10 protein-coding genes and 2 pseudogenes are annotated in these 14,334 nt (G+C 39.8%); 4 read left to right on the top strand and 8 right to left on the bottom strand.

Translation table 11 applies throughout. The features are described from left to right. Positions 1-47: 47 nt before the first annotated feature. The 7 genes from ANSO36C_RS10290 to ANSO36C_RS10260 form a co-directional block, all read right to left on the bottom strand. Positions 48-533: a hypothetical protein gene (locus ANSO36C_RS10290; protein ID WP_251959446.1), complete on the bottom strand. Its 486-nt coding sequence runs from the start codon at positions 531-533 to the stop codon at positions 48-50. Between the two features lie 179 nt (positions 534-712). Further along, on the bottom strand, positions 713-1,879 hold the full coding sequence (locus tag ANSO36C_RS10285; protein WP_251959445.1) for a COG1470 family protein: 1,167 nt from the start codon (positions 1,877-1,879) through the stop codon (positions 713-715). A 296-nt stretch (positions 1,880-2,175) separates the two neighbouring features. Continuing rightward, the gene (locus ANSO36C_RS10280) at positions 2,176-2,340 is read right to left on the bottom strand and encodes a hypothetical protein (RefSeq protein ID WP_251959444.1); all 165 of its coding nucleotides are present in this window, start codon (positions 2,338-2,340) and stop codon (positions 2,176-2,178) included. A gap of 13 nt (positions 2,341-2,353) precedes the next feature. Then, positions 2,354-2,839: a WD40 repeat domain-containing protein gene (locus ANSO36C_RS10275; protein ID WP_251959443.1), complete on the bottom strand. Its 486-nt coding sequence runs from the start codon at positions 2,837-2,839 to the stop codon at positions 2,354-2,356. A gap of 171 nt (positions 2,840-3,010) precedes the next feature. Further along, positions 3,011-3,169: a WD40 repeat domain-containing protein gene (locus ANSO36C_RS10270; protein WP_251959442.1), complete on the bottom strand. Its 159-nt coding sequence runs from the start codon at positions 3,167-3,169 to the stop codon at positions 3,011-3,013. 22 nt (positions 3,170-3,191) lie between these two features. Continuing rightward, entirely contained in the window at positions 3,192-4,589 is a 1,398-nt protein-coding gene (locus ANSO36C_RS10265) for a COG1470 family protein (RefSeq protein ID WP_251959441.1), read from the bottom strand. A gap of 385 nt (positions 4,590-4,974) precedes the next feature. Further along, a complete protein-coding gene (locus ANSO36C_RS10260; protein WP_251959440.1) occupies positions 4,975-7,059 on the bottom strand; it encodes a BamA/OMP85 family outer membrane protein in 2,085 nt (694 codons plus the stop codon). A gap of 139 nt (positions 7,060-7,198) precedes the next feature. Between ANSO36C_RS10260 and ANSO36C_RS10255 the strand changes: the two are divergent. Further along, positions 7,199-8,559, top strand: a pseudogene (locus tag ANSO36C_RS10255) (lipid-A-disaccharide synthase-related protein). 38 nt (positions 8,560-8,597) lie between these two features. Here the strand turns inward: ANSO36C_RS10255 and ANSO36C_RS10250 are convergent. Then, positions 8,598-9,323, bottom strand: coding sequence for a response regulator transcription factor (locus tag ANSO36C_RS10250; protein WP_251959439.1), 726 nt, complete (start codon positions 9,321-9,323; stop codon positions 8,598-8,600). A gap of 846 nt (positions 9,324-10,169) precedes the next feature. Between ANSO36C_RS10250 and ANSO36C_RS34815 the strand changes: the two are divergent. From ANSO36C_RS34815 to ANSO36C_RS10235, 3 genes and pseudogenes are all read left to right on the top strand, one after another. Further along, positions 10,170-10,556 (top strand): annotated as a pseudogene (locus tag ANSO36C_RS34815) (response regulator). A 137-nt stretch (positions 10,557-10,693) separates the two neighbouring features. After that, positions 10,694-12,025: an ATP-binding response regulator gene (locus ANSO36C_RS10240; protein ID WP_251959438.1), complete on the top strand. Its 1,332-nt coding sequence runs from the start codon at positions 10,694-10,696 to the stop codon at positions 12,023-12,025. 36 nt (positions 12,026-12,061) lie between these two features. Next, the gene (locus tag ANSO36C_RS10235) at positions 12,062-13,186 is read left to right on the top strand and encodes a hybrid sensor histidine kinase/response regulator (protein WP_251959437.1); all 1,125 of its coding nucleotides are present in this window, start codon (positions 12,062-12,064) and stop codon (positions 13,184-13,186) included. Positions 13,187-14,334 lie beyond the last annotated feature (1,148 nt).

Genomic DNA, 14,334 nt, shown 5'->3' with positions numbered 1-14,334 from the left:
AACCCAACATTTTTGGGCATTTGTTGGGTTTCACTTCGCTAAAAAAGTTACCTCTGAGGCAAAGGAGTCTTAAAGGGGTTATTGCTAGGTGGAAGTGGGTTAGCGCTAGGTATAGGAATAGGCACTACTTTTTTGATAACTGTAATTGCAAATCCTCTTTGCTGGGATTGTTGTTTACCAGATATATCATTTACTTGCAGTCCAATTTGAGGTGGGAAGGCTTGATTGACTGGAAGCGTGATTGAGTCAACTGGCTTAACATCATTGCCGTATGGCAGAAGTTTCACCTGAATATTTTCTCCCTCTACTCTCCAACTCAAAGTAGCAGATTCTCCTTCGTTGAGAACAAGATTTGGTTGTTCACTACCATTGATTGTAAAAGAGACTATCCTAAATGGTTTTGGTAATATTCCAATCTTTGATTCAGTCTTTTTAGAACTAATTTTGCTACTCCCGTTGTTAGGAAAAGCTTTGATTTCAAATGCGAAGTTTCCGGCTTTATTTGCTAGTAGAGGAATATTTTTACATTGCAATTGTTGATTTTGTTGTGTACACAGCTTTTGAAGTTTCGGGTCAGTAATATTACCTTGGTTAAATTTATAAGTAATTGCTTCCCCGTAGGATGTACCATCATCTGCACTACCAGCAATTTGAACTTGTGCTAGCAGTAATGGACGTACAATTGACCAATTTAAAAGAATATTTTGACCTTTTATATACTGTGGTTTATCAGCTTGAAAATTAATAATTTCGGCAATTGCTTCTCAACTATTTCTACTTGGGTTGTTTGGTTTGCTACTTGATTAGTTCGAGAAAATAACTGTATCCCATTTTTATAAAAGGCTTGTAACTCAAAAGTATAATTCCCTTTTGTTTTTACTCCTGTTTTCACATTGCTACAAATTAACTCTTCTTTCTCTTGTACTTGACAAGGAGGTATTTCATTAGCACTTCCTTTGCCTAGTGTTTCAGGAATGCCATTGTTAAACTCGTAGGTAATAGGCTCAACGGGTTGCGAACCTTTGGCTGTTAGAACCAACTTTTGTAACTGCTTATAGTGGTGAATGTCCCACTTCAAAGCGACCTCATCACCTTCCGTTATTTGAGAGTCATTTGCACTAAAATTTTCTAATCTTAAAGGATCAGGGTTTAAAATTCGCCAAATGATAAATCCTAGCCCTCCCAATAATCCCAAAATCGCTAAAATTAACAGAATAAATTGCCACCAAGGACGAGGTTTCCATACCAAAGTTCCTTGAGGCAATGTGTTAGGTAAAGGCAAATTTTGCTGGTCTTTGATATCGGTTTGAAAGTTGACCACTAGCCCTGCACCAAACCACGGTCGTCGCCACCAAGGTCTAGGTTTGACTGTCAAACTGGTAACAGCACCTCTATTAGGTAATAATCTGACTTCAGTTTGATCAAATTTATAAGTATATAGTTCTTCTTCGTCTCGACTTTTTAAGTTTAATATTAGTTCGCGGACAATATTGCCCCGATTAACTAGTGATAATTCGTACTTGCCCAAACTACGACTAACTTGTCCCAAGATGGTATTGAGTTCTATATCTAGGTGATAATTTGTCGGAATTTGAATGTACACCAAATCTAATAATACTAAGTCTGGAGAGTTTTCGGAATATAAGCGGATTGTTGGAGAATAGCTTCCGGCGAGGGTATCCCCAGGTGGGTGAAATTTCAACAATATTTGACCCTGAGTACCAGGATTTAGTTCTAGTGCAGTCACTTCAGACACCAATCCTAGCCCCTCAAATCCAGTTGCAGGATAATTAATTGTGAACCAGTCATCGTCTAAATCTGGGCAACTCAAGCGGAACCTATCTACTAGATAAGAGCGATTATCAACTATTACCTCCACTTGCAGAGGTTCACCAGAATTGAAAATTAGCGGTTTGTTGGGGTTGGTGTTAGGTCTAATGGAAAATGTCGGGTCGTTCAGTCGAATTGCTGTCTGTTCTTTTAGCAGAACCTTAATTTGGTTAGGGAAGGTTATGGGGGTGTCTTGGGGATAATGTAGAGGAGAATCTACGATTAGTGTATAGTCATAGGTTCCGGGTAAAGCATTTGCGGCAATTTGAAATTCAAATCTTACTTCGTCACTATTTTGCCCTGGAGCTAATGCTAAACTTTCTCTAGGAGAAACAGACCAGCCAGTTAAATTTGAAATACTTCGTCAAAAACAAAATATAAATCAATAACCGCACTCTGATCTCCTTGATTGATCACCACAACATAAAGTTCAATGGTATCTCCTGGCATCCCAAATTGAATTCCAGGTGGGTTGATAATAACTTGTAGTGGATTAAATTTAGCTTGCATATCATCGACTTCCTTATTTGATGCGGTGTAGTTTGACCTGAAAATCTTCACCACCACTCACAATCATGGTTCCCTGATTGGTTTTCAAGTCGATACTATTGATTTTTTTAGAACTTTGGTAAATTGTTTTACCTTCTGCTGCCTTTGTTTTGTCGAGTTGATGTTCGGGGGTTAAGTACCAAATCACTACTCGTCCATCATCGCCACCACTTACTAAGAGACTGCCATCGTCACTAAATGCGAGAGTCCGCACAGATGTTTTTGATGCTGACCAACGGTCTATTGGTGAACAATTAAGTTCATTTACTTTTTCGAGTGGATTGGGACTTTTGATAGTTTGACATTGATTTAAATCCCAAATCGTAATGAAGCCAGCAGAATCGGAAGTTGCGAGGATTTTTCCTGTTGAGTTAGGCACAAAAGCTAACCCCCAAATATAGTCTTCACGCCCAACTAATGGGTCTAGCTTTTCTAGATTTTGCACTGATAAACCTGGCAATTGTTTATCAGATTGGTTTGGATTCCACTGCCACAAGATGAAACGCTTAAAGTTTCCAGCAATTACTAGAGTTTTCGCATCTGGGCTGAGATTTAATGCCAGACTTGGAAACCTGATAATTTTAATGTACTTTGGATGTCGATAACTTGTGGTTCTGGCAGAAAATCGCTGTTAGGCGCTGAATCTTGACCATAATCTCACTTTACCACTGCCATAGCCACTGAATAAGTTAAGTGAGTTTGAGGTGAAAGCTAAATCAAAAACGCGATCGCCTTTTGCTTTAGGATCTTTAAGGTCTTGAAGCTCGCTAATTTTTTCACCTGATGGCACATCTCTGAGTTCAATTACACCATTATCTAGACCAACAGCAACACGTATTATTTTGTAATGGCATGAAGCGTAAGACTTCTACAGCGTCATCGTTAATCGCCATCAAGCCTTTGGGCTGTTGCTGTTGTTCACAAGCAATGGGCTGCCCAGAATATTTTACTGTGTCATCTGGATCTAAGTTATCAGTACCGATTCGCCAAAGCCTTAAGGTGCAATCATCTGAGCCACTGACCACAGATAAACCAATGCCACTAAAACGTACTGATTTAACAGAACGTGTATGCATTACATTGCTTGGCCTCAGTAATAATGCTAGGAGTGCGGCTAATAGTGCGATCGCAGCCAATTGTAGCCATAGAGGTATAATTGGCAGAGTTTCCACTTCTAATGTCTGCGTGGCTGGGTCTGTACTCCCTAAACGTTGGTCGGATAATTCAGATTTAGCTTCCAGCAACAAAGTTTTGCCGATTCCTATCCAAGGGCGTTTTGTTTTAACATCAAGGATGACCTTACTTGTCTCTCCTAAATGGAGATTAGCAGTTTCGGGCAGCTTTTTAAAACTACATTTTCGCCAGTCTCTACCTTGCACCTGCACATTAATTTGCTGGTTGAGGTTGCTAGCATTTTTAAATAGTAATTCAAAGGAAGCTGTATCAGATTTCCAGTCAGGCAACCATGCCGATTTACTGGGAATTTTAAGGTGTTTTTGGGTGATGTTAAAGTCTATAAAACCCACAGGTAAAACTTCAATATTACCTTCAGCATTAGTTGGATAACCATTATTGCTAACAGCTTCAATGGTAAAAGGATAGTTTTGACTCGGCGCTTGCACTACAGAAGGAGGTTGGCATTGAAATGTGGCTTCTGCTAAACCACCCGGATCTAAAGATAATCGGCGTTCTGCACTGCTAGTTATCCAAGATGGATCAACACCTGTAAAACGTAGCACCACCTCAGTCGGTTGTTGCCCCAAGTTCCGCACCCGTACTGGTATATCTATAGAATTGCGGGGATAAACTTGGAACTCTCGCACAGGCAATTCTACACTTAAATGTGTCGGTCTATTGTCTCGCTCGATTTTCAGGCGCAGCACAAGTCTGCACTGTTGTGCTAATTGCGGTGAAAAAATATTTACCATCAGGTTGATAGTACCGACAAATCCCGGAATGGGTGTATTAAATACAAAAACTTGAAATATGGTACTACTGCCTGGGGGCTTGGCTGCTGCTACCTCTGGTTCGAGTCTATACCAGCGATAGCCTGTATTTCTGGTTTCTCCGGCGGCGGTAATTTCTATCTGAAAATTGACAAAGCGATCGCTGTCATTATTGACAGTTACCTCAAATGATACAGGGGTATCACCTGGACGAAAGGTTAGATTCTGGGTAGAAAGGCTGGCATTTATAACACTTTTTTCCATACTATTACTTATAATATTTTTTATATTTTGCACGACTAGCACTATTAAAAAATTAATGTCTACGAAAACGTGACTATAATTATTTTGCTTTGATTATCAAAATGTACATATCATTAAATATGGTGTAACAAATCGGTCAATTTATCTTATCGCTAATAGACCTCTTGCACGGATACAAAATTTGCCCTCATCCCCTAACCCCTTCTCCCAAAATTGGGAGAAAGGGAGCCAATGTCAAAGTCCCTCTCCCAAAATTGGGAGAGGGATTTAGGGTGAGGGGTTTTGATTCATATAAGAGGTCTAATGTAGAGACACAAAGAAAGAAAAAATTGAGAGGGTTTGGCACAGCCTCACAAAGTAATGGTATGCAGTGTCTTAACTGAAATTAAAATCGCTGACCAATACCTAGATGTACTTTGCTTTCTCCCTGATCATTAATGCCGTAGTCAGCCCGAATTAAGCCTAGTGGGGAATTTAATCGCACTCCAGCCCCATAACCAAAACCATAACCTGGTTTATCTCGCACACCCGCAGGATCTCCTAATACAGTATCACCAGAACCTAAGTCGGAAGCAAAGTCGGCAAACAAGACACCGCCGACGATTGGTAAGACGGGAAAACGATATTCTGCCGAAGCCAAAACATAACTGCGCCCATTCCCAACATCTCCAGAATCGTAACCGCGCACTGAATTGGAACCACCCAAGTTAAAGGTTTCGTAGGGCGGTAAATTACCAAGGACAGTGCCAGCTTGCAGATTCACTGCAAATACTTGTGGCTCTTTGGTGTTAAATAATTGGACTGGCAAATATTGGCTGTAATTGGCTTTCAGGCGATTGAGAGAAATATTACCTTCACCGATAGGCACAGATTGTTCTGTACTCAGACTCAAAACGGAACCTTGAGTTGGATTGAGGGGATTATCTCGTTGGTCTTTGGTGGCTGTGAAGGATACGGTTGTTAGGTCATCAATGCCAGTTCCACTTGCAGATAGGGGATTGCCCTGAGCGTCGGTTGGGGTAATATTACCTTGGCGATCGCGAATACTAATTCGGGTATAGTTTAATCCTAATGAGGTATTCCAGTCATCAAGTGGTCGCTGTAAGCTGACACCACCGCCAATTTGACCTTCTCGCACTTTGTCGCCGTTAGCTAACTTAATCTTGTCATCAAAGGTTTCCGAAAGTTCCTGACTACGAAAACCATTTACAGTGTAGCCCAAGCGATCGGGGTTAGTTGTCCGATAAGGACTGATAAATTTGCTATTAAATTGTAAGTCTCGGCTACTTACACCGACATTCACACCTAAAGTATCATTAACACCGCCGACATTCTGATCTTGATAGCTGATTGTGCCTGTTAATCCCTGATCGGCATTGTAACTACCACCCACGTTAACACCACGCGCCCCAGTTTCTTTGAGTTGGTAGACTAAATCAAGTTTTGTCGCATCCCCTTCTAAAGCGACATTCACACTTTCAAATAAACCAGTACGATATAGCTGTTGTATGTCTTGTTTAACTACGTTTTCTTGGAAAACTTGACCAGATTTTAGTTTAAGTTGCTGTTGTAAAAAATCTGCTTTGGTGCGTCCTCCGACAGGATTACCCTGATTATCAACGGTTTTACCTTCATCGTTGATAAAGCGAAATTTGATATTACCCACCAAACCTTCAGCGACATTCACAGTTAGGATGCCTTCACGACTGGGTTTAATTGATAACACCCGCGCCAAGTTATAACCATTGTCGGCATACCACTTGTTAATTTGTGCTACTCCTTGCTGGAGTGCTGCGGGACTGATGGTGGTTCCAATTTGAGATTGCAAACGTTGTTGAGCTACTTGGTAAGTAAGTACTTTAGCACCAGATAATTGCAGCGATCGCACAATCATCGGTTGCACTTGGTATACTACATTCAATCCAGCAGGTGTGCTACGGCTATTCACACTGACATTGCTAAATAAACCTGTATCCAAAATTGCAGTTACATCTTTTTGTAGCTGACTTTGGCTGGTTTCTCCACCAGCCTGGGTTTTAATTACCTGTCGAATAATTTGCTGCAATTCTTGATTGGCTCCCACAACCTGTACATCTGTAGCTGTGAGTACTAAATCGCTTCCAGTAGTAGGGGTTTTGGGGGATGGCGAGAGGGGAGCAGGGGAGGCAGTGGGAGCAGGGAGGATAACTTGGGAAATTAACTCTTTTGCTGACTTTAAGACTACTGTAGAATTTTTTGTTGCACCTGTTTGCACGGCGACGGGATTTTGAGAAAATTGTTGTGCAACTATAGTTTCTGGAAAAGCAATTGTCTCTACTCGTGCGGGAGTGTCTTCAATTATCGGCACTACCAAGTTACCAACTTTGGTAGTTGGAGTAACGGTTTTAGCAGGTGCAGCCGTTGCTTGCTGAGTGACATTGCCAGCAGCTAAAGTAGCTAAAGTCAAAATTGCAGTAGCAGAAACTCGCATAATATTTAACCTAATTAACTGGGAATTAGTTGTAGAGAGGCTAGTGAATAGCGATAATACTAACTTCCAGCTTCTTCGCCGATTTCCCTATTTATACCTCTTACCCAAACAGACAGTTAATTTTGAGATTTTGTTTCTTATGAGTAATGTATCTCGGTTATCCCAAGCTTCTAACTTTCAAGGTGCAACTTCTCCTTTGCGGTTACTTGTATTAAGTAATGGTCATGGGGAAGATATGATTGCAGTTCGGATTTTGCAAGAACTCCAACGACAATCAAACCCACCAGAGATATTTGCTTTACCTCTGGTGGGTGAAGGACGTGCTTACCAACAGTTGGATATCCCCGTTATCGGTTCAGTCCGCACTATGCCTTCTGGTGGCTTTATTTATATGGATAACCGCCAATTAGTGCGCGATGTACGCGGTGGTTTATTGCAACTTACCCTCAGCCAGATTAAAGCTGTCCGTCGTTGGGTGAATTCTCAAAAAAATTAGGTAATAAAAGAGCAATTTTAGCTGTAGGAGATATTGTGCCACTGTTGTTTGCAACTTTTAGTGGCGCTAACTATGCTTTTGTCGGTACGGCAAAATCTGAATATTATGTGCGCGATGAAGCTGGATTATTACCACGGAAATCTAAAGATGCGCGTTGGGAAAATTTTTCTGGTTCAGTTTATCATCCTTGGGAACGTTGGTTAATGAGCCGTCGCCGTTGTAAGGCGGTGTTTCCTAGAGATGCGCTGACGTCTGAAACATTAAAACAATGGCCAATTCCAGCTTTTGATTTGGGTAATCCGATGATGGATGGTCTAGAGCCTACCTTTTCACGACAACAATTTTATAGTCAGGATGCCCACCAGCAAGAGACTGTACGGCCTTTTGTGCTTACTCTTCTTCCTGGTTCTCGTCCGCCAGAGGCATATAATAACTGGGAAACAATTATGATTGCCGTATCTGCATTGATGGCAAGTTTCCAAGAGCGAGATTCGATCTTTTATACTTCTAAAACAGTAGTATTTTTAGGTGCGATCGCTCCTGGTTTAGACTCTAATATTCTATCCCAAAGCGTCCAATCTCAAGGCTGGCGCACTGAGTCAACATCTCCTATCAAAATGTCTGACCCAAATATCTTGACATTTAAACAAAGAAATGCGTATCTCTTGCTGACACAACAAGCATATAATGATTGCTTGCATTTGGGAGATTTAGCGATCGCAATGGCAGGTACAGCTACAGAGCAGTTTATCGGTTTGGGGAAACCTGCGATCGCAATTCCCGGTAATGGGCCGCAATATAATCCTGCCTTTGCTGAAGCTCAAAGTCGTCATTTAGGCTCATCGTTGATTTTAGTTGAGCAGCCAGCAGAAGTAGCGAGAGTTGTACAATCTCTATTCAAAGATCCTGATATTTTGCAAATTATTGCCGAGAATGGTCTACGACGTATGGGTAAACCGGGAGCCGCACTACGCATTGCAGAATGTTTACAAGAACGATTTTAATTAGTCATTTGTCATTCTTCCCTTGCTCCCTCATCCCCTTATGCCACCAACCCAGAACGTAAGGCCCTCACAGCAGCTTGGGTACGATCATCAGCACACAGTTTATTTAGAATATTGCGAACGTGGGTTTTTACAGTGCCAACTGTAATGTAAAGTTTCTCGGCAATTTGCCCATTGCTACACCCAGCTACAATCAACTCTAGGATTTCCAATTCCCGTTGAGTCAAGGGGTATGTTTCTAGAACTTGCTCGTATTCTGATGCCAGCGCCTCAATTTTTACAGTCTTCGGCGTTTTATCAGAACCTTGGCTCTCTCCCGGAATACCTTGGCGCATCTTTCGTAATACCACATTAGCGATCGCCGGATCAATCCAAGAGTTACCGCCGTGAGTCGCTTGAATAGCGTCAGTTAATTTACTGATACTTGTTTCTTTCATGTAATAAGAATCAGCACCCGCCGCGAAAGCTGCAAGTACAGCATCCTCTGTGTGATCCATTGTGAGGATGAGAATCTTTGTTCCCGTCTGCCCAGTTTCCGCTTGGTAACGTTTGAATTTCCGGGTGAGTTCAATACCATCCATATCAGGCAAACCGATATCTACGACAGCTACATCTGGCTTTGCCGTTTCTAAAAGTTTTAATCCTTGGGTAGCATTTGCTGCTTCGCCAATTACTTTTAATGCGCTGTGAGCCTGTAGTGCTGCTCTTAGACCCATTCGCGTTAAATCATGATCTTCAATTAAAATAATGCTAATTTCACTCATCGCTACACTCGCTCTTATGCTGTTTGCATCTTTCAAAGTATTACTTTTTGTACGCTGCTATTTTTTATTTTCCCAAACCAAAGATAGATGATATTTCAACCACTCTGCATCCACCGATAGAAATAATAAGTATTTAATTTTTTCATATTTCGATAGAGAATAAATCTAGCTGGAGATATATGGATACTTGTACAAAGAGTATGAAATATTGAGACAAATGCAAAATTGCTCCCTTATTGCTTGGAATTCAGCCTTGAGTTGCTATGTTCCATTAGTTAATTAATGTAATCTTGTATAAAAATTTAAAAAAAAGCTTATAAAAATGAGAAAATTACATAGAGTCAGAGCAATTTGCAATGAGCTACGCCCCGATGCGCTAACGCAATGAGTTCCCCACGTCTGAAGGCAGGGGCTTGAAAATTGATGCTACCCATTTCTTCATCTTCTATCAATGAATTAAAGCGGCTTGTATCCTAAAAGTTGTCGAAATTCTTAGAGGTAGGACTACTTCAGATTCACAAATGAGTATAGACAATAATTTTTTATTTAACTAGCCTCATCAATCTGATGGCTAGAACTATTCAAGCTTAGGGTACATGAGAACGGTATGTAACTCTCACCAATGGCTGAGGACGGTCGCTGGTTGACTCATTTACAATTGGTTTAAGGTTGGTAAAGTATTTTATTTTACACTCAATTCTGTCTGCTGTTTTCAGATCATATAGTTTTCGGTTTGTTAATTGCTAATTTTTTGAGAGCTACTGGTGATTAACTAAGAGTTCTATTCCCAAACTCTGGTAAATTAACAAAATTGAGGATACAACAGACTCAATTCAACCCAAAGCAATATTCAAAAGAGTTATTAACATACTACTAATGGAGGACAAACAAGTTAATGTAATGAATGTCAAGTAGGCATTCAAAAAAGTTAATATTAGTAACCCGGCTCCTTTTGCAAGTAATGGGTTAGAAGCACTAACAATGCTAGACCTAAATTACCGACAGATCCGGATAGTTATTGCCGAGCAAAACTTGGTTTTGCGCGGTATTGAATTCCCCCAAGAATTACACTCTGATCCATATTTAAGATCAACTCCTATCGTGGTAATGACAACATTAAATTAAGATCAGCACCGAGTGAAAGTTGACAACTTAAATTTAACTGAATATATTCTAAAGCTTTTAATCTTCCTTAAGTTTGTTGAGATAATAACAACGCTCAATAAATATTAGATATTATCCAAAATGTCTTAGTTAATAAAGCTACAGATTTTAGATAGCCGAAAATATTATATTATTTAATTAGATAGATAATCTGAAAACAAAAATTTTATACATCAACCTATGTTTAGCGGCAAAAATAAAAACCGATGGAAGAGACGCTGAAAATCTTGGTTGTAGACAATGACGAAGTAGACAGGATAGCAATTCGTTCTGCCCTAACTAAAGCAGGTGTGCAAATCGAACTGTCTGAAGTAGGCGATGGAAATGATGCGTTTTCTGCCTTAAATACTACTGCATATCATTGTGTTTTTCTAGCCTATCCCTTACCAGGCAATGATGGACTAACTTTGATTCAACAACTCCGTTCTGTGGAAATTAAAGTCCCTTTAGTAGTATTAACTGATCGAGGAGATGAAGAAAATACTCTCCAATTATTGAAAGCTGGGGCTACAGACTATCTCTCTAAGTCTAGGATATCACCAGAAACCTTAGCGCAGGTTTTGCGGAGTGCGATTCGGATTTATCAGGCTGAAATGCAGGCAGCTTTGGCAACCCAACAACTTAGAGAAAGTAATGAACAACTAATTCAGAAAAACCAAGAATGGGAGAAACAACAGCAACATATTCAAATGCAAAACTTTAAGTTAATGGAGGCATCAAGGTTAAAATCACTTTTTTTAGCAACTATGTCTCACGAACTCAGAACGCCAATGAATGCGATTATTGGTTTTTCGCAAATATTATTGCGTCCTAAGTTTGGTCAATTAACGCACCAACAAAGAGATATGGTTGAGCGCATCTTGAATAATGGCAAGCATTTGCTGATGTTACTCAATGAAGTTCTTGACTTTTCTAAGCTAGACTCAGGACGATTAGACTTAAAGCCGGAAATATTTGATGTATCAAAGGTAATAAATCTTGGTGTAGGTGAAATGCAGTCTCTTGCTAAGGCTAAAAATCTTTCATTGTTAGTGCAAACTGATATACAAAATCCTTTGGTATTTAATGATCCAGTTCGTATCAAACAGATTTTAATTAATCTGCTCTCCAATGCCATTAAGTTCACTGAGTCTGGTGAAATTTGGGTGGAGGTTAAGGAACTACCTGCAAATAAAATAGTAGTTATCGTTCGGGATACAGGTATTGGCATAGCCCCTAAAGATTTTAAAAATATTTTTGAAGCATTTCGGCAAGCCGATCAAACTATCACTCGCAAATATCCAGGCACTGGATTGGGTTTAGCAATTATAGATTCGCTAGTACAAATGATGGGTGGCAAAATTTTTCTTGAGAGCAAATTGGGGATCGGTTCAATCTTTAAAATTGAATTGCCACGTCAAATTACATTATCCGACGAGGTGGATGATCCTCCGCCTTTACAATTAGATGAGAAGGGGGTTTTTTACTCTGCTAAAAATTCCCATCATTCATCTTCTGAAGCTAGGCAACAACAAATAGGATATCCTAGATTCCTATAAATTACTTTCAAAAAAAGCGATAAACGTTGAAAAATTATGTCTTTAGCTGAAAATAATAAAATTTATCGTATTCTCGCAGTTGACGATGTTCCAGATAATCTTATTTTGGTTCAAGCAATTTTAGAAAGTGAAGGTTATGAAATTAATTTGGTTTCAGATGGATTCAAGGCTTTGCAGCGAGTTGAAGAATTTCCGCCCGATCTGATTCTGTTAGATGTGATGATGCCGGGGATCGATGGTTACGAAGTCACACGTAGAATTCGGAATAACCCTGCGATCTCTTATATTCCAATTCTGCTGATTACTGCCTTTCATGAATCTAGTGTTGTCGAAGGTTTGGATGCTGGTGCTGACGATTTTATTCGTAAACCATTTGATACTGATGAACTACTAGCAAGAGTGCGATCGCTGCTACGTCTCAAACATAGTCTAGACGAACAACAAAAAATGGCCCGCCAACGGGAAGACTTTGTTTCCCGTCTGACTCATGATTTGCGAACTCCCTTGGTAGCCTCAGATCGGATGTTGAATTTGTTTGAAATGGAAACATTCTGCAAAATTTCGCCAGAAATGAAACAGGCGATCGCAGTCATGATTCGCAGTAACCAAAATTTGATGGAAATGGTTAACACCCTCCTAGAAGTCTATCGCTTTGAGGCAGGTAAAAAAACCTTGAATTGGGAGGAATGCGATTTACGTGAGATATCTCAAGAAGTAGTTAGCGAACTTAGCCCTCTAACTGGTGAAAAAGGGTTGACTCTAGAAATAGACACCCGTGAATTAGACTCACAGAGTAAAAACGCTGGGATTATTATGGGCGATCGCTTGGAACTACGGCGAGTGTTGAACAACCTGATTGCAAATGCCATTAAATTTACAGATACAGGAGGCATAAAAATCCGCATTTTTGAAACTTCACCTCATCCCGGAAATCCCGATTCAGTAACAATTGAGGTAGAAGATACAGGGTATGGGATTGCGCTAGAAGATCAGGCAACAATTTTCGAGCGATTTCGCCAAGGTAGAAATAAACGCTCAGGTAGTGGCTTAGGACTACATCTATCCCACCGGATTGTAGAAGCGCACGCAGGAACTATTCACGTTACCTCTGAACTAGGTAAAGGTAGTTTGTTCTCTGTACAACTACCTAAAAATATTTAAGTTATTTTCCTTCACGTTCATATTTTGCTCCTAGACTGCTAATCCTGACAAATGTAAATTTGTTGAATCAACCAGAATAATGTTTTATATATTTTGTTGACATCCTAGTGGAAGATGTCCATGATTGACATACTCCCTGGGGTGACAGTCATTTTTATTATGTTTAAAAAAGTTTACAGATTACTGTTGGTATCATTCTATGGATAGTAGAAATAACTATTTTTTAAAGTTATTATTTAGCCTGTTAATGCCTGAAAAATGTGTATGCACCCTGGAATAATACCCAGGGTCTTTTTTTATAGAAATTTATACTATGACTTGCAAGTATAAGTTTAGAAATTGTTTATCAGATTTTAGAATATTCCGATACAGCCTACAGAAAGATGAACTAAATTAAAAGCCAGTCTAAATTAATCTTGGTGTAGTAAATGCTTGGTATATGTAGAGGCTTGGTTAAACCAAGCCTTTTATTATGACTTCTTAAGTAATGCTACATCAGTCTTTAGGATATTTTAGATACAGTCTACAGGAAGATGAACTCCTATGAAAGTAAGTCTAAATTAATTTGGAATGTCTGCTTAAACACTAAATATATAAAGGTTTAGCTAAGTGCTAAACCTTTTTTTGATCAGTCGAAGACAAAAAAGCGTTAGCGTAGCCCATCATAGATATCGCTCTTATCCATTACACTGAGTAAATTTTTATTTAAGTAGTTAATTGCAAAACAATCATCAATATATCCGTTAATTGCATAACTGTGAATTGGCTATAGCTTCACAGATGCGATTCTAAATAAGGGAATAAAGATGGATACCCCTGGTCAACACCAGGGGCTTTTTCTTTAGCAGCTATCCCTTAAACGTCAAGGAAGAGGCAAGGGGACAGGCAGCAAAGCTGTGCATTGGTCAAATCCTTTTAAAACCTCGTTTCCAGCCTCTGGGCTGGAAATGCACTTCACTTGCGGCTCCGCTTCAACGACGGGCATTCCCAGTCGGAGACTGGGAACGAGGCGATCCTAAAAGCTTTTCTAGATTGGTTTTTATGTTAATAGGACTACGCAAGAGTTACGGAATAACGAACCACAGAGGCGCAGAGTACACGGAGAAATCAGAGTTTGAGAGATATTTTGCGTAAGTCCTAGTTAAGTT

The sequence above is a fragment of the Nostoc cf. commune SO-36 genome (genome assembly GCF_023734775.1).
In the GTDB taxonomy this organism is placed as follows: domain Bacteria; phylum Cyanobacteriota; class Cyanobacteriia; order Cyanobacteriales; family Nostocaceae; genus Nostoc; species Nostoc commune_A.
This window is presented reverse-complemented; position numbering and strand designations above follow the sequence as displayed.